Source organism: Pseudomonas neuropathica (assembly GCF_015461835.1).
GTDB lineage: Bacteria > Pseudomonadota > Gammaproteobacteria > Pseudomonadales > Pseudomonadaceae > Aquipseudomonas > Aquipseudomonas neuropathica.
This window is the reverse complement of record NZ_JACOPX010000025.1, coordinates 39,728-56,911: the sequence shown is the minus strand read 5'-3', so window position 1 is coordinate 56,911 and position 17,184 is coordinate 39,728. Positions and strand designations below refer to the sequence as shown.

Sequence of the window (17,184 nt, the reverse complement as noted above, 5' to 3'; positions counted from 1 at the left end):
TCAACTGATGTCGAAGAGTTTGTCGAAATTGGAGATGGCGAGGATCTTGCGCACATCGGAGTTGCTGTTGACGACTCGCACGTCCGAATTATCGCCACCGGCGTGATCCCGCAGCAGGAGCAGCATGCCCAGTGCGGAGCTGTCGAGGTAAGTGGCTTCCTTCAAATCCACCACAATGGATTCAGGTTTCTTGTCGAGCCGCTCATAGGACTCGCGAAATTCCTGATGGCGGCCAAAATCAAAGCGCCCCCTGACCGAGATCGTCAGTTTTTGCCCATCCGGAGAAAGATCTGTAACGACTGACATTGACTGGCTTCCTTGTCATTGACGAACCTGTACAAGGTTTAGCACTTGCACAGGGTTGCGGCAAGGTTAGAAGCCAGATCAAAAGATCGCAGCCTTCGGCAGCTCCTACACTGATCCTCTGTAGGAGCTGCCGAAGGCTGCGATCTTTTGATTTTGTTTTAAAACGGATTCTGCCGTGGCAAGCGCTGGGACAGCTCATCAAGCAACTTCTGCTCGCGCTTGTCTTCGAGGCGTTGCGCCTCTTCGCGATAACGCTGCACCAATTTGCGCAAACCTTCGACCTTGGCGAACGCCTGTTGCCATTCCTCACGCGCCTTGTCGAGTTTGTTCTGGTGCCAGACCAGGCTCTGGCGCTGCTGGTCGACGGCGGTGTCGAGTTGCGCCAGAAAGCCCTGAAAACCCAGCAGCCATTGCCCGCTCACGCCGGTACTGCCGCGCACGATCCATTGCTGCGAGTAATCCAGACGAAAGGCATTGAGGTCGGCGAGTTTGCTTTCTGCGACTTTGACCTGCCCCTGAAAATAGCCCAGCCGTTGCACGGCGGTTTTCTCGGCCTGTTCGGCCATGTCCACCACCGGAGCCAGGCGCGCAGCGCGGCTGACGGCCATGGCCGGTTACCCGCCCGCCGCAGGGGCGAACAAGGTCTCGAGATAGGCCTGGCTTTCACCCATGTTGATTTTGTCGTTAAGGCCCTGACGCTGGTAGCGCACCAACTGCGGTTGCAGGGAAATCGCCAGATCGGTCTCGCGGTCGCCGCCGGCAACGTAGGCGCCGACGCTGATCAGATCGCGGCTCTGCTGATAACGCGACCACAACTGTTTGAAGTACTGCGCGCGCTGCATGTGTTCCGGCGAGACCACCGCCGGCATCACCCGGCTGATCGACGCCTCGATGTCGATGGCCGGATAGTGCCCTTCCTCGGCCAGACGCCGGGACAGCACGATGTGACCATCAAGTACGCCTCGCGCCGAGTCGGCAATCGGGTCCTGCTGGTCATCGCCTTCGGACAACACCGTATAGAACGCGGTAATCGAACCACCGCCCTTCTCCGCATTACCGGCACGCTCAACCAGTTTCGGCAATTTGGCGAACACCGACGGCGGATAACCCTTGGTTGCCGGCGGTTCGCCGATGGCCAAGGCGATTTCCCGCTGCGCCTGGGCGAAACGGGTCAGCGAATCCATCAGCAGCAGGACGTTCTTGCCCTTGTCGCGGAAATACTCGGCAATTCGCGTGCAATACATGGCGGCGCGCAGACGCATCAGCGGCGCATCGTCCGCAGGGGATGCGACGACCACGGAACGCTTGAGACCTTCTTCACCGAGGATGTGCTCGATGAATTCCTTAACTTCTCGACCCCGCTCACCGATCAGGCCAACGACGATAATGTCGGCCTCGGTGAAGCGGGTCATCATGCCCAGCAACACCGATTTACCGACACCGGTACCGGCGAACAGACCCAAACGCTGGCCGCGACCGACCGTCAGCAAACCGTTGATGCAACGGATACCAACATCCAGCGGTACGCTGATCGGGTCACGGTTGAGCGGGTTGATCGTCGGGCCGTCCATTGGCACCCAGTCTTCGGCCTTCATGCCGCCCTTGCCGTCCAGCGCACGACCGGCGCCGTCGAGGACGCGACCGAGCATGCTCATGCCCATCGGCAAGCGACCGGTATCAGCCAGTGGTACCACACGGGCGCCCGGGGCGATGCCGGCAACGCTGCCGACCGGCATCAGAAAAACTTTGCTGCCGGAAAACCCCATGACTTCCGCTTCGACCTGGGACGGGTGATAGCTGTCGTCATTGATCACCAGGCAGCGCGTGCCCATGGCGGCGCGCAGGCCTTCGGCTTCGAGGGTGAGGCCGACCATGCGCAGCAGGCGACCTTCAAGAATCGGCGCGCCGGCAATCTCGGTGGCCTCAGCGTAAGTGCTCAGGCGCTTGGCGAAACTGGTGCGTTCAAGGCGCATCGGGTTCGTCCGCGAGCGGCTCGTCAGGTGTGGCCGCCGGTTTTACATCTTCTGGAATGTCCAGACTCAGATCCGCCTCGGCCGGGTGCAAGGCCTGCTCGTGCAACTGATCGAACAGTTTGGCCATGACCTGAGCGACGCGGGTTTCGATGCTGGCATCGATGCGGCTGTGCTCGGTTTCAACCCGGCAGCCACCCGGCAACAGCGCTTCGTCTTCGACAATGCGCCAGGTTTCCTCATGACGTTCGCGCAAAGCCTTGGCCTGCTCGAAGTCCTGCGGATTGACGTACAGACGCACATTGTCGACGCCCAGCGGCAACAGCTTGAGCGCATCGCGCATGACGTGTTCGATCTGGCTGGAATCGATGGCCAGCTCGCGCTTGATCACCTGTCTGGTGATGTGTTGCACGAGGTCGACCAGCGACTTTTCAATCTGCGTATCTTGCTCGGCGATGGGCTCGAACAGGTTCGCCATCAACTGCTCAAGGCTGGCAAGTTTTGCCGCCAGCGCCACTTCAGCTTCCTGACGGACCTTGAGTGTGGCGCTGTGAAAGCCTTCTTTCTCGCCGATGCCGAAGCCCTCGTTGTAAGCCTCCTGACGGATGCTTTCGAGTTCTTCCAGGGTCAGTGGCTGGACTTCTTCCAGCGGCACCTCTTCCATTTCCGGCGGTTCGGGTTCCGGCTCTGGCTCGGGTTCCGGTTTCGGCGGGTCGAAGCTGGGCATGGCCCAGGATTCGAATCCGCGCACATCGCGGGCACGGATCAGATCCGTCACATCGTCGTCGTGCTTGTCCATGGGCTTAGATCATTTCCTCGCCACCTTTGCCACCGAGTACGATCTCGCCGGCTTCGGCCATACGGCGGGCAATGGTGAGGATTTCTTTCTGTGCGGTTTCGACGTCGCTGACGCGCACCGGGCCTTTGGCCTCGAGGTCGTCGCGCAACAGTTCGGCGGCACGTTTGGACATGTTCTTGAAAATCTTCTCTTTGACGCCTTCGTCCGACCCCTTGAGGGCCAGCACCAGCACGTCCGAGGACACTTCGCGCAGCAACGCCTGAATGCCACGGTCGTCGACATCGGCGAGGTTGTTGAACACGAACATGAGGTCTTCGATCTGACCGGACAGGTCTTCGTCGACTTCGCGGATCGAATCCATGAGCTGGCCTTCGATCGAGCTGTCGAGGAAGTTCATGATGTCGGCCGCACGCTTGATGCCACCCAGGGTGGTGCGCGAGGCATTCGAGTTGCCGGAGAACTGCTTCTCGAGAATCTGGTTCAGCTCTTTCAGTGCTGCTGGCTGTACGGTGTTCAACGACGAGACGCGCAGGATGATGTCCAGACGCACCTTGTGGTCAAAGTTGCCCAGCACTTCACCGGCCTGATCCGGGTCAAGGTACGCCACCACGATCGCCTGAATCTGCGGGTGTTCGTAACGGATCACGTCGGCAACGGCGCGCGGCTCCATCCATTTCAGGCTGTCGAGGCCACTGGTGTTGCCACCGAGCAGGATGCGGTCGATCAGGCCGTTGGCCTTGTCTTCACCCAGAGCCTGGGTGAGCATTTTGCGCACGTAGTCGTCGGAACCGACGCCGAGGCTGGTCTGGTCGCCGACGATATCGACGAACTCGCTCATGACCTGCTCGACCTGCTCGCGATGGACGTTGCCCATCTGGGCCATAGCCACGCCGACACGCTGAACCTCTTTCGGGCCCATGTGGCGCAGCACTTGTGCGGCGTCGGTCGAACCCAGGGACAGCAGCAGAATCGCGGCTTTGTCGACCTTGGTCAGTTTGACGGTAGCGGCTCGGTTATCACTCATCTGCGTTAATCCACTCTTTCACGACCTGAGCCACGCGACCCGGATCCTCGGCCACCAGACTCTTGATTGCATTCAGCTGCGCGTCATAACCCTCACTTGGGCTCGGCAACAGAATGCTCTGCGGACCACCGAGGCTTACGCGGTCGTTGGCCAGGTCGCCGTCCAGGCCGCCCATCCCACCGAGTTCCACGTCGCTGCCCAGACCGGCCAGCTCCTTGCCTTTGCCGCCGCCGGTGATGTTGTTGAGCACCGGACGCAGCACACCAAACACCAGCACCAGGATGAACAACACACCCAGCACTTGTTTGACGATGTCCCAGAACCATGGCTGGGAGTAGAACGGAATATCGGCAATCACTTCACCGCGCTCGGCGGAGAACGGCATGTTGATCACGCTGACGCTGTCGCCACGGCTGGCGTCGAAACCGACGGCGTCCTGGACCAGACGGGTGAAGCGCGCCAATTCGTCGGCGCTCCACGGCGCGCGTGTGGTTTCGCCGTTGGCCGCGTTGACCTTGACCTGATCGTCGACTACCACCGACACCGACAGACGATTCAGGCGACCCTGCTGCTGTTTGGTGTGGCTGATGGAACGGTCGAGCTCGAAGTTCTTGGTCGATTGTTGACGCTTGTCTGCCGGGTACGGCGCGAGCATCGGCTGGCCGGTGGCCGGGTCCATGATCTGCTGACCGTTGGCATCAACCAACGGCTGGCCTGGCTGCACCATAGCGGCCGGCGCGGCGGCGCCACCGGTGGTTTGCGGCGCCGAGGCCGGCGACGGCGGCTGGTTGCTCAGGGCACCCGGCACACCTTGCGGGCCATTACTGGCGGTGCGTTGTTCGTTGACCGACTGCTCGCTGCGCAACGCCGGTTGATCAGGGTTGAACTGCTCGGCAGTCGATTCGACGGCATTGAAATCGATGTCGGCCGAGACCTCAGCCTTGTAGCGATCATTGCCCAATACCGGCTGCAAAATGTTGTGCACGCGCTGGGTGAGCATGCTTTCCATGCGGCGGCTGTAATCGAACTGCTTGCCGGCCATGGTCATTTCGGAGTTCTCCGCCTGATCAGAGAGCAGGTTGCCCTTCTGGTCGACGACGGTGATCTGCGACTTGCTCAATTCAGGAACGGAGGTGGCCACCAGGTTAATGATCGCCAGCACCTGACCCGGCTCCAGCGAACGACCGGAATACAACTCGACCAGAATCGAAGCACTTGGCTTGCGTTCATCACGCACGAACACCGAACTCTTCGGAATCGCCAGGTGCACGCGGGCACCCTTGACGTTGTTCAGGCTGGAGATGGTCCGCGCCAGTTCACCTTCGAGGCCACGACGGTAGCGCGTCGCTTCCATGAACTGACTGGTGCCCAGTCCCTGTTCCTTGTCGAGGATTTCAAAACCGATGTTGCCGTCGCTGGGAGTGACACCAGCAGCGGCGAGTTTCATCCGCGCACGGGACAGGTCATCGGCCTTGACCAGCAAGGCGCCGGAGTTCGGTTCGACGGTGTAAGGAATGTCAGCAGTGGCCAAGGTGTCCATGACCTGCTTGGCGTCCATGCCGGCAAGGCTGCCGTACAACGGACGGTAATCCGGCTGCTGCGACCACAGCACCACGGCAAAGCCAATCGCCACGCTCGCAGCCAGGCCGACCAACAGGCCCACCTGACGCAGCATGGTCATCTCGGAGAGGTTTTCCAGGAAGGACAGGCCGAACAGCGGCGGTTTGCCGTCTATCGGGGTGGCCTTGGCCGGAACGTTATCGGCGACTGCTTCTGCCATGACTCAATCTCGTCCTTAAACCGGCATCTGCATGATGTCTTGATAAGCCTGAACCAGCTTGTTGCGCACCTGGGTCAGAGCCTGGAACGACACGCTGGCTTTTTGCGAAGCGATCATCACGTCCGTCAGATCGACGCCGCTCTTGCCCACTTCGAATGCGTTGGCCAACTGAGTCGACGCCTGCTGGGTATCGCTGACCTTGTTGATCGCCTGACCGAGCATGTCGGAAAAGCTGCTGCCCGCCAGTTCAGGGACAGCGGTCGTCGATTTCGGCGCAGACATGGCATCCAGCTTCATGGCCTTCATGTCTGTCATCAACCGATTAAATTCAATACCTTGGCTCATGGTCTACTCTCTTGGGCGGCCCGCAATTTTTTGACACTCACTCGGCGGGTACACAGGTATTAGCAACAAGGGTGCCAGCTCATGGGCACCCCTTTCAGAAAAGCGTTTTCAAATCGTTGCGCCAGACGTCAGGTGGCGAACAGATAACCTTCGACGTCCATCCCGGCATCGCGCATTTGCGCCAGCTTGTAGCGCAGGGTGCGCGGGCTGATACCGAGCTTTTCCGCCGCTTCTTTACGTCGGCCGCGCTCGGCGCGCAGGGTGTCGATGATCATCTGAAACTCCCGGCGCCGCAGGTCATCACCCAGTGCACCGGCCGAATCCGCCTCGATTTCCACCTCGCGAAGCAGCGCTGAGACCGGCGCGGCGACGGGCATCGCGGTGTACGTCACGGGACCCGACAGACAGAAATCCTGCGGCTGAATCAAACCGCCCTGCTGCAAGATCAGCGCACGCTGAATGGCGTTATCCAGCTCACGCACATTGCCCGGCCACGGGTAAGCGGTCAGGCAAGCTTGTGCATCAGGCGAGAGTTTCGCCGCCGCGTGCTTCATTTTATTGACGTGTTTGGCCAGCAACCTTTCGGCCAGCGGCAGGATATCGGCAGTGCGTTCGCGAAGTGGACGCCAGGCCAAGGGGAAAACCGACAAACGGTAAAAAAGATCTTCACGGAAACGCCCCGCCGCCACTTCGCCCGCCAGATCACGGTTGGTGGTGGCGACCACGCGAATATCCAGGGCAATCGGTTTACGTGCCCCGACGCGCTCGACCTCGCGCTCCTGCAATACGCGCAGCAGTTTGGCTTGCAGGCCGAGGGGCATTTCGGAGATTTCGTCGAGCAACAGCGTGCCACCGTCGGCCTGCTCGAACTTGCCGGCTTGTGCGGCAATGGCGCCAGTGAACGAACCCTTCTCGTGGCCGAACAACGTGGCTTCGAGCATGTTGTCCGGGATCGCCGCACAGTTGATCGCAATGAACGGCTGGCTGGCGCGATGGGATTGCTGGTGAATGTAGCGCGCCAACACTTCTTTACCGGTGCCGGATTCGCCGGAGATCAGCACTGTCGAATCGCTGCGCGCCACCCGCGCTGCCAGCTCCAGCAACTGCGCACTGGCCGGCTCGACGGCCACCGGACCGTCGCCGTCGCTTGTGCCAATACTGCCTAGCGCATGCCGTGCCACCAGATCCAGCAAGGCCTTGGGTTCAAACGGCTTGACCAGATAGTCGGCCGCGCCCTGGCGCATCGCATCGACCGCACGCTCGACCGCGCCGTGCGCCGTCATCAGCAACACCGGCAATTGCGGTTGGCGGGCCCGCAACAGCGAGAGCAACTGGTGACCGTCCATGCCCGGCATGTTGACGTCGCTGACCACTAGATTGAACGCCTCACGCGCCACCGCCGTCAGCGCGTCTTCAGCGCAGCCGACCGCGTGGTAATCGTGCCCGGCCAGCAACAACGTATCGGCCAGCGCCTCGCGCAATGAGCGGTCATCCTCGACCAGCAAAACCTTGATGCCCATGTCTTTTACTCAGCTCCGTGTACAGCGGAAAACAGCGGCAGGATCACCTGCGCGCACGTGCCGCGCCCGACCCGCGAACGCAGCAGCAATTCTCCCTGATGCGCACGGGCCACAGCCTTGACGACGGTCAGGCCGAGGCCGGTGCCGGTGACTTTGGTGGTAAAAAATGGCTCGCCGAGCCGCGCCAGAACCGCAGGCTCGATGCCGCTGCCACTGTCGCTGATACTCAGATGCAGGTTGTTGTCACGGGTGTAGCAATGCACTTTCAGGCGGACGTCGCCGACACTGGCCTGAATGGCGTTTTCGATCAGGTTCAGCAGCGCTCCGACCAGCGTGTCGCGGTTGCACAGCAGCTCGCCGGCATGACTGTCGCACTGCCAGCGGATGGGCAGATCCTGGACATGCGTCAGCGCCGCCGCTTGCAGCGCCTGCATCAAGCTATTCGGGGTCAGGCGATCGGTCAGCGGCAACTCACCGCGAGCGAATACCAGCATGTCGCGCACCTGGTGCTCCAGCTCGTGCAGGCGCTCTTTCAGGCGCCCGGCGAAACGCTGCTGGGTGGCGACCGGCAATTGCTGCTCAGTCAAATGGCTGGCGTAGAGCAAAGCAGCGGATAGCGGCGTGCGGATCTGATGGGCCAGCGAGGCGACCATGCGCCCCAGCGAGGACAAGCGCTCGTGGCGTGCCAGTTGATCTTGCAGATGACGGGTTTCTGTCAGGTCATTGAGCAGCACCAGTTGCCCCGGCTCGGCATCCAGCGAACGGGTGGCGATCGACAGGCGTCGACCATTTTTCAAGGAAACTTCATGACCGTCGTCTTCACGCGGGGCAAAGCAACGCGCAATTACATGGCGCCACAGCTCGCCTTCAAGCGGCAAGCCGAGCAGTTCGATAGCGGCAGGATTAGATTCGCGCACCATGCCGTGACCGTCGATGACGATGACGCCACCGGGCAACAGATCAAGGAGATTTTGCAGGCGGTTGGCCAAGCGTTCTTTTTCCGCCAGCTCCTGCATGCGCTGGGCACTGACGACTGCGAGCTCACCCTTGAGCTCGGTCACCCGCGCTTCAAGCATGCTGTAGGAGTCCGTCAGCTGGCTGGACATCTGGCTGAACAGCTCGAATGCCTGCTCCAGGCCCTGTCGGCTTGCCTGCTCTACGGAGGACGGCTGCCCCTCGGGACTGGAGGCAGTAGACATCTGGGCGTGGGGCATTGTGCTTTCTCGCTTGGCTGACCGTCAGTTAAACGGAACGTTGCGAGGGCTGTAGCAATACCCGTGCCTAAAAAAAACTGCTTATAAATGAAGCAGTTGAAAAACAGGCGTCAATCCTCCGCCTGTTCATCTCCATCGCGCCGGCTCATGCCGTACTTGCGCATCTTCTCCACCAGGGTGGTGCGACGGATACGCAGGCGTTCAGCCGCACGCGCCACAATGCCATTGGCATCGTCCAGCGCCTGCTGAATCAGGCCTTGCTCCAGACCACCGAGGTAGTCTTTCAGGTCCAGGCCTTCCGGCGGCAGCATGGCGTTGGCGGTGAAGTCCGGCGTATGGCCGTTGATCGCCACACGCTCTTCGAGATCGCTGCGCAGGCTGTCGACCATTTGCTCGTCTTCGTCGTCGACGTAGCGGAATTTCTTCGGCAGCTCGACCACGCCGATCACCCCGTACGGATGCATGATCGCCATGCGCTCCACCAGGTTGGCCAGCTCGCGGACGTTGCCCGGCCAGCCGTGACGGCACAGCGACATGATCGCTGCCGAGTTGAAGCGGATCGAACCGCGCTTCTCGTGCTCCATGCGCGAGATCAGTTCGTTCATCAGCAACGGAATGTCTTCGACGCGCTCACGCAGCGGCGCCATCTCGATCGGGAACACGTTCAGGCGATAGTAAAGGTCTTCGCGGAAGGTGCCGATCTCGATCATGCTTTCGAGATTCTTGTGGGTCGCGGCGATGATGCGCACATCGACGCTCTGGGTCTTGTTGCTACCCACGCGCTCGAAGGTGCGCTCCTGCAGGACGCGCAGCAATTTGACCTGCATCGGCAGCGGCATGTCGCCGATTTCGTCGAGGAACAGCGTACCGCCATTGGCCAGTTCGAAGCGGCCGGCACGGCTGGTGATCGCGCCGGTGAAGGCGCCCTTCTCATGGCCGAACAGTTCGCTTTCGAGCAGCTCAGCAGGGATCGCCCCGCAGTTGACCGGCACGAACGGCGCGTCGCGGCGCTTGGAATGGTAATGCAGGTTACGCGCAACCACTTCCTTGCCAGTGCCGGACTCACCGAGAATCAGCACGCTGGCGTCGGTGTCGGCGACTTGCTGCATCATCTGGCGCACGTGCTGAATCGCACGGCTGGTCCCGACAAGGCTGCGGAACAGGTTGGGTTCGCGATGACGACCGCGCTCGCGAGCCTGGTCGTACATCTCGCGATAGACCTGGGCACGGTGCAGCGAATCGAGCAATTTGCTGTAGCTGGGTGGCATTTCGAGGGTCGAAAGCACTCGGCGACGCTGGTCTTCAGGCAAGTCAACGGAAGAATTATCGCCCATCAACAAAACCGGAAGGAACTCATCCCAGGTTGAGAGTGTCTTTAGCAAGCCCAAAAGCGCACCAGGAGCATTAACGGTCCCGATCAGTACGCAAATGACCTCACGACTAGACGACAAAGAGCCGACTGCCTGCTGCCAGTCATGGCTGCCGCAGGGTAAATTTTCTTCGCCAAGAAAATTTAGAATCACCGCCAGGTCGCGGCGGCGGACGCTATCGTCATCGATCAGCAGAATTTTGGTTTCACGCCACATGCAATAGCAACTTCCCTAGTCAACTCAATGCCCAAAATAAGGGGCAAGCGAGACGCTTGCAGGACACCATGTGCCTGTAGACGCCTGAAATCTGAAAACAGCCACTAGTTAAGTCAAAAAACCGTGCACAGTCAAATTTATGGCGCACATGTCTGGATTAACTGGGGGTTAATTAACCAAACAGATGGTAAACCTTTGCCGCCTTTTGCGCTTGCGTGATCTGCGACATCTCGTTGGCTATCGCCTGCCGCTCACCCATGGCCACCTCGAGAAGATCCTTGTAGACGTGGAGCAACTCCTCAAGGTTGTCGCGCAACGCGACCTCGTCCAGCGCAGCCTCAGCCATGACGTCTTCCATGCAGGAACGGCAAGCCAGATCCAGTTCACCAATGGCTTCCCAATTGCGTTCAGCGAGGGCAGTAACCAACGCTTCTCGGGTATCGGCGATTCGCTGCAATACAAGACTCATGACGATCTCCTTTAAAACTGCGGAGCAGGCACAGGGGCAATAGCATCCCAGCCTTCCTTGACCGTGCTCAGCAAGCCGGCAACCTCATCAAGAATGCGCAGGTCGCTGCTGATGTTCGCCTCGGCGAGGCGCTTCATCATGTAGATATACAGCCCATCCAGATCAGCCAGAGTATCTGCGCTGTTTTCCAGATCAAGGCCTTCACGCAGACCGCTGACAATGCCAATCGCCTTGCTGATCGAAGTGCATTTGCCAGGAATGTCCTTGCGCTCGATGGCGCCTTTGGCCTGAGCAATACGGGCCAGACCACCTTCCATCAACATTTGCACCAGACGGTGCGGGCTCGCTTCGGATGTCTGAGCGTGTGCGCCGACTTTCTGATACTGCCGAAGGGCTAACATCGGATTCATGTTCTACCTCATTGCCACAATGACTCGTATAACCAGTGTATCGCCAACGAATCACAGAACTTTAGATCAAAAGACAAAAACCCGGCGCACGCCGATGAAGCGTAGCCGGGTTTTTGTCGTGCCCGCCGGTTACTTCGCGGACTGCTGAGCGTTCAGCGAGCTGAAGAACGACGTGATGTTGCTCGCCGTAGCCTTCATCTGCCCTACCAGCAAGTCCATGGCGTTGTACTTGGCCGTCAGCGTTGCCGTCAGGCTGGTGACGCGAAGATCCAGGGCTGTCTGCTGCTTTTGCAGAGCAGTGGTTCGACTCGTCAGGTTGGTACTGCGCTGATCAAGCAGACCGCCCGTTTTCGAATACGGATCAAGCGCGGTATTCATGCGCGACAACAAGCCGTTTTTGGCGTCAGTACCGCTGAACAACTGCTGAACCTGACCGGCCATGCCCGGGGTTTCCATGCGCTTTTTGAACACCGCGGTGTCGAGCGTCAGCAAACCGGTTTTGCTGTCAGTCAGAACACCCATCTGCGACAGCACGGTCAATTGCCCTGGCCCGCCCGCCCCTGGAGCGGTCAGTTGAGCACGCACATCCGCCATCAGCGAACGCGGCAATGCATCACCAGTGAACGCCGCAGACACCGTCAGATTGCCATCCTCGTCCGCCGTAGCCTTGGACAGGGTGTCAACGGTTTTCTTCAGGGTGTTATAGGAATCGATGAACGACTGCAGGGACGTCTGGATGCCTGTTGTGTTGGTCGCTACCGAGACGGTCGCAGCGGTTTGCTTACCACTCGCGTCCACAGGACTGGCGGTAACAAGATTCAGCGTCATGCCGCTGATTGCACCGGTCACCGTATTGGACTTGCTGGTGACAGTCAGCCCGTCGATGGTCAGGATTGCATCCTTGGCCACATCTTCGACCGCACCCGACGCACCCGCCGCAGGCGAACTGCCCATTGGCTGAGTCCCGTCGATTTCCAGACCCGCGATACCGCTGACCTTGAGGTCCATGCCCGCGCCGGTCTTGTTCGAACTGAGCACCAGGCGCGAGGCACCTGTGCTGTCAGTCACGATGTTGGCGGAGATACCATTGGCCGACTGCGCGGTGTTGATCGCGTCTCGCGTCGACTGCAAGGTGGCATTGGCCGGAATCGTGACAGGGTAATCAGTGCCATTCTGAGTGATTTTCAGAGTACCACTCGGAATGGCACTGGTGGCACCGCCGGCAAAGGCGGCGCTGGCTACTTTAGAGCCGGTGGCCAGGTTCTTCACGACAACACTGTAGGTACCAGGCACGGCAGTCTTGTCCGACGTTGCACCGAGCACAGCCGGGGTGTCCGACGTCGCGGTGAAACCGGCGAACGCAGGGCTCGACGCACTGTTCAGGTCAGTCATCGACTTCTGGAACGCGGCCAGCGCACTTTTCAGCGAACCAACACCGGAAATCTTCAGCGAGTTGGTTTTCGTCTGCGTGTCGATCTGGGTCTGCTTGGCAGACTTGTCGGCGTTTACCAGCGCGGTCACGATCGCGCCGATGTCCAGGCCGGAACCCAGTCCGGAACCCGGTAGAATTGGACTTGCCATGTGCATCTCCCTTCAGATTGTTGCCATTCTTTTGACCGTTACACGCATCTTGAGAACGGACAAACATAATTCATGCCAGCTATCAGACTTTGGCGTCAAACAATACGTGACTCGCATTGGCGAGGCTGTCTGCCAGCTTGAGGGCTTCTGCGGAGGGAATCTGTCGTACGACCTCACCCGTCTCGCTTGCGATCACCTTGACGATGACCTTCCCGGAATGCTCATCGATCGAGAACTCCAGATTGCGCTTGATCGATTGAACGAACTTCTCGATCTCCTGCACTGCCAGTTTCAGCTTGGCGTCATCCGTGCCCTGACTTTTCCTGTCAGCGACCGGCGCTTCGACCTTGGCAACTTTTGGCGTCTCTGACGGCTTGTCAGCAACAGGTGTCGCTGGCTTGGGAGCCGGATAAGACACGTTAAGCTTTACGCTCATGTCCATGCCCATCACCTCCTAACGAAAAAAGCGAGAGAGCGCGACCAGCGCACTCCCCCGCTCAAACTCATTCCGAAATTACTGAAGCAGCTTCAGTACAGCGGAAGGCAGTTGGTTGGCTTGAGCCAGAACAGAGGTCGAAGCCTGTTGCAGGGTTTGCTGCTTGGTCAGGTTAGCAGTCTCTGCGGCGAAGTCGGTATCTTGTACGCGACCTTGTGCAGCAGTGGTGTTCTCGGTGATGTTCTGCAAGTTCTGGATGGTGCTGGTCAGACGGTTTTGCGAAGCACCCAGGCTGGCGCGGGTTGCACCGATGGCAGCGATTGCAGCGTCGATCGCGGTGATCGCGTTGTCGATGTTCTGCGAAGCGCCAGTTACGGTAGCACCGGTCAGGGACAGAGTACCGCTACCTACCGACAGGCTTACTGCGTCGAACTTGGAGCTCAGTACCAGGTCGATGTGGTTAGCCGAACCGGTGTTTGCGCCCACTTGCAGGGTCACAGTACCAGCCGAACCGTCCAGCAGGTTTTTGCCGTTCAGGTTGGTCGAAGCCGAGATACGGGTGATCTCGTCGGACATCTGAGCGAATTCAGCGTTGGTAGCGGTCTGGTCAGCAGTGCCGTTGGTACCGTTACGTGCTTTAACAGCCAGTTCACGCATACGCTGCAGGATGTCGGTAGTAGCTTGCAGAGCGCCTTCAGCGGTCTGGGCAACGGAGATACCGTCGTTGGCGTTCTGGATGGCTTGGGTGTTACCACGGATCTGCGAGGACATACGGTTCGAGATCTGCAGGCCAGCGGCGTCGTCTTTAGCGCTGTTGATTTTCAGGCCGGAAGACAGGCGCTGCATCGAAGTCGACAGAGCGTCGGAAGCGCGGTTCAGGTTTTTCTGAACGTTCAACGACGTGGTGTTGGTGTTTACTGTTAAAGCCATGACGAATTCCTCGTTGGTTGGGTACTGCGGCTTCCGGCCCTGGCAACCGCCGGGTATGGCCTAGAGAACCTTCGTAATAGTTATCGTCGGGTTTGCAGGTTGCTTGAGGGCTTTTTGAAAAAAATTTGCCATCACCCTGCCACCCCCGAGAAAACAAAGACTTAGCAGTACGTCAGCCGCGATAAAATGACGTCATAAAACCGACTGCGGCGCAAACCTGCGGGCCAGTGCTGTCGGCCTGCTCAGACCGGAACACTTTCCAGCAACTCGATCAATTCGTACTCCATATAATCAGCCAGCCCCAACCAGTCCTGGCGCTCCTGACAATCGAGCATTTGCGCGAGCACCTGCGCCCACATTTGCTGGACATCCGCAGACCCCGAGAGCAGCAACTGCTGTGCATCTTCGAAAACATCAACCATGCCCAGCGCTGCCTCGACATCCCGCCCCAGCCGAAACAGACCGGCACACTGACGGCATTCACCGATGCACTTTTTCATCGCCGTCATTGCACAAACTCCTGATTGAATTGCGTCCCGGCGATCAGCGCACCCGCCCTGCTGCTGTTGAAGAACTCAACGTGCGGATGCGCAGCGATGTAACGTTCCAGCACACACAGGTAACCGCGGAAGTTGAGCTGGGTACTGACTCGCTGACCCTGCCCATCGCGCACCCAGTGCCGCGCCTGATTCACACCCGGCCCCAGATCGCCATCGCTCCAGCCCGCGTGAGTCCTGTTCATCGGGAAGGCGAAATCGGCGCCAAATAGCGTGATGCGAGACGCGCCCATTTGCACCGCCAGATCGACCGCCGGATGGATCACGCTGCCGCCGACGTGCAGCAGTGCGCGCGGATATTGTTCACGCAACCCGGCGTACACCGGACTGGCCGAGTAACCGCCATAGCGCTTGCCCTTCCAGGCCCGCAGAACTTCGGGATCGCTCATGGGCAAATACACCAGCGCGATACCGTCAGACGCCTCGAACGGCAAATGACGGAAGCTGATACGCTGATCAATGGTCACCACCAGATCGGGGACGATCCCGTGCTCAATCAACGGCCGATACGCCGTGTCGACACAGATGAACAGCGGGCGCTGAGCCTGATTCCGGAGCGCTGCCAATCGTTCAAAGTGCCCTTCCAGAGTCGGCCCGGTAGCGATCACGTAGATCTCGCGATCGGTGCAGGTACCAAACAACTGCGCCACATCGTCATCACCAAGCAGCACCGGCAAGCAGTCCTGCAAGCGCTGTTGAATGAACGGCGACTGCGCGTCGAATTCGCGATTGTTAAAACTCAAATGGACTTCATTGACCAGCCGATCGCGAATCTTCGCGTTGTAGTCATCGGCCAGCAACATCTCGGCAGGCAGGGCAAAAAACGGCGTGAAAAAGTCCGGATGATCGGCAGCGTAAAACAACTCGACCCGCGGGTCTTCCAGCCACTGACGCTGATCGAGCAGTTGCACCACCAGCGCAAACAGCGCGCCATTGAGGATGTGCACGTACAAGCGTTGCAATCCCGTCCGCTCAAGCAGCACACCGGGCAAATCACCGAGACCGGTGCCATAGACGTGCAATTGCGCCTTGTCCGGCAGGCTGGCCGCCTGAATCTGCGCTTCATGGAGGCGATCGTGACGACTGGTGAGCTGGATGCCGTTGATACTCAGCGTCGAGCCTAGCCCCTCAACCAGTTGAGCAGGGACGGCCGCACTGTCTTCCGCCATCAGTCGCTCGAACAGCGCCGGCCAACGCCGTTGCAACACCTCGGCATTGGCTTGAAAAAACTCGCTCATGGCGCCTCGCGCTCCCTTCCAGGCAAAAAAATAGCGTTCAAGGTTAACCTTGAACGCTATTTTTGTATCCGCCGTTTTTGCTCGGACTCAAGGGCGATAGATGATCGCCGAGCCCCATGACAGACCGACACCAAAACCGCTCAGTGCAATACGCTGCCAATCGGAATCGATGACGTGTTTTTCCAGTAGCAGCGGAATGCTCGACGACACGGTATTGCCGGTCTCGACCATGTCCTTGATGAACTTCTCCGGCTCGCCTTCGAAGCGCCGCGCCACGGCATCGACAATCGCCGCACTGCCCTGGTGAATGCAGAAGGCATCGATGTCATCGGCTTTCAGACCGGAATCGTCGAGCAGTTCGTGCAAGTGTGCCGGGACTTTGAGCAGCGCAAAGTTGAAGACCTGACGACCGTTCATGAAGAACACGCCATCGGTCACTTTCAAGTGCGGTGCGCCGGAGCCGTCGGTGCCGAACTTGGCCTTGCCCAGCGCCCAGGTCGGATCTTCACCCATCCACGTAGCGGTTGCGGCATCGCCAAACAGCATGGTGGTGTTGCGGTCTTCCGGATCGACAATCTTCGAATACGGATCAGCGGTGATCAGCAGGCCGTTCTTCAAGCCGGCGGCTTCCATGAAGCCCTTGATCGCGTAGATGCCGTAGACATAACCGGAGCAGCCCAGGGAAATGTCGAAGGCCGCCACGTTGGTCGGTAGACCGAGTTTGTCCTGCACGATTGCAGCCGTGTGCGGCAGGCCTTCTTCGTCACCGTTCTGGGTGACGACGATCAACGCGTCGATCGATTCACGTTTCAGATCCGGGTTGCTGGCAAACAGCGCATTGGCCGCTTCCACGCACAGGTCGGAGGTTTCTTGTTCAGCGTCTTTGCGCGGCAGGAATGCCGAACCGATCTTGCCAAGGATGAATTCTTCATCCTTCTCGAATTTTGCACCTTGTGCGTAATTGTCCACGCCGGCTACAGGAACGTAGCTCGCAATGCTTTTTATGCCAATCATTACGG

The 17,184-nt window shown here is 59.3% G+C and carries 18 protein-coding genes; all 18 read right to left on the bottom strand.

Features of this window, described 5'->3' with window-relative positions; all coding sequences use genetic code 11:
* The gene (locus H8F23_RS27305; protein WP_194936427.1) at positions 1 to 306 is read right to left on the bottom strand and encodes an STAS domain-containing protein; all 306 of its coding nucleotides are present in this window, start codon (positions 304 to 306) and stop codon (positions 1 to 3) included.
* Between the two features lie 158 nt (positions 307 to 464).
* A complete protein-coding gene (fliJ, locus tag H8F23_RS27300) occupies positions 465 to 914 on the bottom strand; it encodes a flagellar export protein FliJ (protein ID WP_093439724.1) in 450 nt (149 codons plus the stop codon).
* 6 nt (positions 915 to 920) lie between these two features.
* On the bottom strand, positions 921 to 2,279 hold the full coding sequence (gene fliI / locus H8F23_RS27295; protein WP_093439720.1) for a flagellar protein export ATPase FliI: 1,359 nt from the start codon (positions 2,277 to 2,279) through the stop codon (positions 921 to 923).
* Positions 2,269 to 3,075, bottom strand: coding sequence for a flagellar assembly protein FliH (fliH, locus tag H8F23_RS27290; RefSeq protein ID WP_194936426.1), 807 nt, complete (start codon positions 3,073 to 3,075; stop codon positions 2,269 to 2,271). The genes fliI and fliH overlap by 11 nt, the downstream gene beginning before the upstream one ends.
* Before the next feature lie 4 nt (positions 3,076 to 3,079).
* Complete coding sequence (gene fliG / locus H8F23_RS27285) at positions 3,080 to 4,099, bottom strand: flagellar motor switch protein FliG (RefSeq protein ID WP_016771079.1); 1,020 nt, start codon at positions 4,097 to 4,099, stop codon at positions 3,080 to 3,082.
* On the bottom strand, positions 4,092 to 5,879 hold the full coding sequence (gene fliF, locus H8F23_RS27280) for a flagellar basal-body MS-ring/collar protein FliF (protein WP_194936425.1): 1,788 nt from the start codon (positions 5,877 to 5,879) through the stop codon (positions 4,092 to 4,094). The genes fliG and fliF overlap by 8 nt, the downstream gene beginning before the upstream one ends.
* A 15-nt stretch (positions 5,880 to 5,894) precedes the next feature.
* Positions 5,895 to 6,224 (bottom strand): flagellar hook-basal body complex protein FliE, encoded by a 330-nt coding sequence (fliE, locus tag H8F23_RS27275; RefSeq protein ID WP_123452716.1) that lies wholly within the window; start codon positions 6,222 to 6,224, stop codon positions 5,895 to 5,897.
* Between the two features lie 128 nt (positions 6,225 to 6,352).
* Positions 6,353 to 7,744, bottom strand: coding sequence for a sigma-54-dependent transcriptional regulator (locus H8F23_RS27270; RefSeq protein ID WP_194936424.1), 1,392 nt, complete (start codon positions 7,742 to 7,744; stop codon positions 6,353 to 6,355).
* Positions 7,745 to 7,749: 5 nt separating this feature from the next.
* Positions 7,750 to 8,943: a sensor histidine kinase gene (locus H8F23_RS27265; protein WP_177413071.1), complete on the bottom strand. Its 1,194-nt coding sequence runs from the start codon at positions 8,941 to 8,943 to the stop codon at positions 7,750 to 7,752.
* A gap of 125 nt (positions 8,944 to 9,068) precedes the next feature.
* On the bottom strand, positions 9,069 to 10,544 hold the full coding sequence (locus tag H8F23_RS27260; protein ID WP_007920053.1) for a sigma-54 dependent transcriptional regulator: 1,476 nt from the start codon (positions 10,542 to 10,544) through the stop codon (positions 9,069 to 9,071).
* Between the two features lie 172 nt (positions 10,545 to 10,716).
* The gene (locus tag H8F23_RS27255; RefSeq protein WP_095114152.1) at positions 10,717 to 11,013 is read right to left on the bottom strand and encodes a flagellar protein FliT; all 297 of its coding nucleotides are present in this window, start codon (positions 11,011 to 11,013) and stop codon (positions 10,717 to 10,719) included.
* An 11-nt stretch (positions 11,014 to 11,024) separates the two neighbouring features.
* Positions 11,025 to 11,423 (bottom strand): flagellar export chaperone FliS, encoded by a 399-nt coding sequence (gene fliS, locus H8F23_RS27250; RefSeq protein WP_093439698.1) that lies wholly within the window; start codon positions 11,421 to 11,423, stop codon positions 11,025 to 11,027.
* Positions 11,424 to 11,552: 129 nt separating this feature from the next.
* Positions 11,553 to 13,004 (bottom strand): flagellar filament capping protein FliD, encoded by a 1,452-nt coding sequence (gene fliD, locus H8F23_RS27245; RefSeq protein ID WP_194936423.1) that lies wholly within the window; start codon positions 13,002 to 13,004, stop codon positions 11,553 to 11,555.
* An 82-nt stretch (positions 13,005 to 13,086) separates the two neighbouring features.
* On the bottom strand, positions 13,087 to 13,446 hold the full coding sequence (locus tag H8F23_RS27240) for a flagellar protein FlaG (RefSeq protein ID WP_093439690.1): 360 nt from the start codon (positions 13,444 to 13,446) through the stop codon (positions 13,087 to 13,089).
* A gap of 72 nt (positions 13,447 to 13,518) precedes the next feature.
* Complete coding sequence (locus tag H8F23_RS27235) at positions 13,519 to 14,370, bottom strand: flagellin domain-containing protein (RefSeq protein ID WP_007920059.1); 852 nt, start codon at positions 14,368 to 14,370, stop codon at positions 13,519 to 13,521.
* A 242-nt stretch (positions 14,371 to 14,612) separates the two neighbouring features.
* Complete coding sequence (locus H8F23_RS27230) at positions 14,613 to 14,879, bottom strand: hypothetical protein (protein WP_194936422.1); 267 nt, start codon at positions 14,877 to 14,879, stop codon at positions 14,613 to 14,615.
* A complete protein-coding gene (locus tag H8F23_RS27225; protein WP_194936421.1) occupies positions 14,876 to 16,165 on the bottom strand; it encodes a motility associated factor glycosyltransferase family protein in 1,290 nt (429 codons plus the stop codon). Before H8F23_RS27225 ends, H8F23_RS27230 begins: the two co-directional genes overlap by 4 nt.
* Before the next feature lie 87 nt (positions 16,166 to 16,252).
* Entirely contained in the window at positions 16,253 to 17,179 is a 927-nt protein-coding gene (locus tag H8F23_RS27220; protein WP_007920064.1) for a ketoacyl-ACP synthase III, read from the bottom strand.
* Between the last annotated feature and the right edge of the window lie 5 nt (positions 17,180 to 17,184).

What these genes read in the sequence shown, in the direction of transcription:
- H8F23_RS27305 (WP_194936427.1), bottom strand. Translation starts at nt 306, where the DNA reads ATGTCAGTCGTTACAGATCTTTCTCCGGATGGGCAAAAACTGACGATC.
- fliJ (WP_093439724.1), bottom strand. Translation starts at nt 914, where the DNA reads ATGGCCGTCAGCCGCGCTGCGCGCCTGGCTCCGGTGGTGGACATGGCC.
- fliI (WP_093439720.1), bottom strand. Translation starts at nt 2,279, where the DNA reads ATGCGCCTTGAACGCACCAGTTTCGCCAAGCGCCTGAGCACTTACGCT.
- fliH (WP_194936426.1), bottom strand. Translation starts at nt 3,075, where the DNA reads ATGGACAAGCACGACGACGATGTGACGGATCTGATCCGTGCCCGCGAT.
- fliG (WP_016771079.1), bottom strand. Translation starts at nt 4,099, where the DNA reads ATGAGTGATAACCGAGCCGCTACCGTCAAACTGACCAAGGTCGACAAA.
- fliF (WP_194936425.1), bottom strand. Translation starts at nt 5,879, where the DNA reads ATGGCAGAAGCAGTCGCCGATAACGTTCCGGCCAAGGCCACCCCGATA.
- fliE (WP_123452716.1), bottom strand. Translation starts at nt 6,224, where the DNA reads ATGAGCCAAGGTATTGAATTTAATCGGTTGATGACAGACATGAAGGCC.
- H8F23_RS27270 (WP_194936424.1), bottom strand. Translation starts at nt 7,744, where the DNA reads ATGGGCATCAAGGTTTTGCTGGTCGAGGATGACCGCTCATTGCGCGAG.
- H8F23_RS27265 (WP_177413071.1), bottom strand. Translation starts at nt 8,943, where the DNA reads ATGTCTACTGCCTCCAGTCCCGAGGGGCAGCCGTCCTCCGTAGAGCAG.
- H8F23_RS27260 (WP_007920053.1), bottom strand. Translation starts at nt 10,544, where the DNA reads ATGTGGCGTGAAACCAAAATTCTGCTGATCGATGACGATAGCGTCCGC.
- H8F23_RS27255 (WP_095114152.1), bottom strand. Translation starts at nt 11,013, where the DNA reads ATGAGTCTTGTATTGCAGCGAATCGCCGATACCCGAGAAGCGTTGGTT.
- fliS (WP_093439698.1), bottom strand. Translation starts at nt 11,423, where the DNA reads ATGAATCCGATGTTAGCCCTTCGGCAGTATCAGAAAGTCGGCGCACAC.
- fliD (WP_194936423.1), bottom strand. Translation starts at nt 13,004, where the DNA reads ATGGCAAGTCCAATTCTACCGGGTTCCGGACTGGGTTCCGGCCTGGAC.
- H8F23_RS27240 (WP_093439690.1), bottom strand. Translation starts at nt 13,446, where the DNA reads ATGGACATGAGCGTAAAGCTTAACGTGTCTTATCCGGCTCCCAAGCCA.
- H8F23_RS27235 (WP_007920059.1), bottom strand. Translation starts at nt 14,370, where the DNA reads ATGGCTTTAACAGTAAACACCAACACCACGTCGTTGAACGTTCAGAAA.
- H8F23_RS27230 (WP_194936422.1), bottom strand. Translation starts at nt 14,879, where the DNA reads ATGACGGCGATGAAAAAGTGCATCGGTGAATGCCGTCAGTGTGCCGGT.
- H8F23_RS27225 (WP_194936421.1), bottom strand. Translation starts at nt 16,165, where the DNA reads ATGAGCGAGTTTTTTCAAGCCAATGCCGAGGTGTTGCAACGGCGTTGG.
- H8F23_RS27220 (WP_007920064.1), bottom strand. Translation starts at nt 17,179, where the DNA reads ATGATTGGCATAAAAAGCATTGCGAGCTACGTTCCTGTAGCCGGCGTG.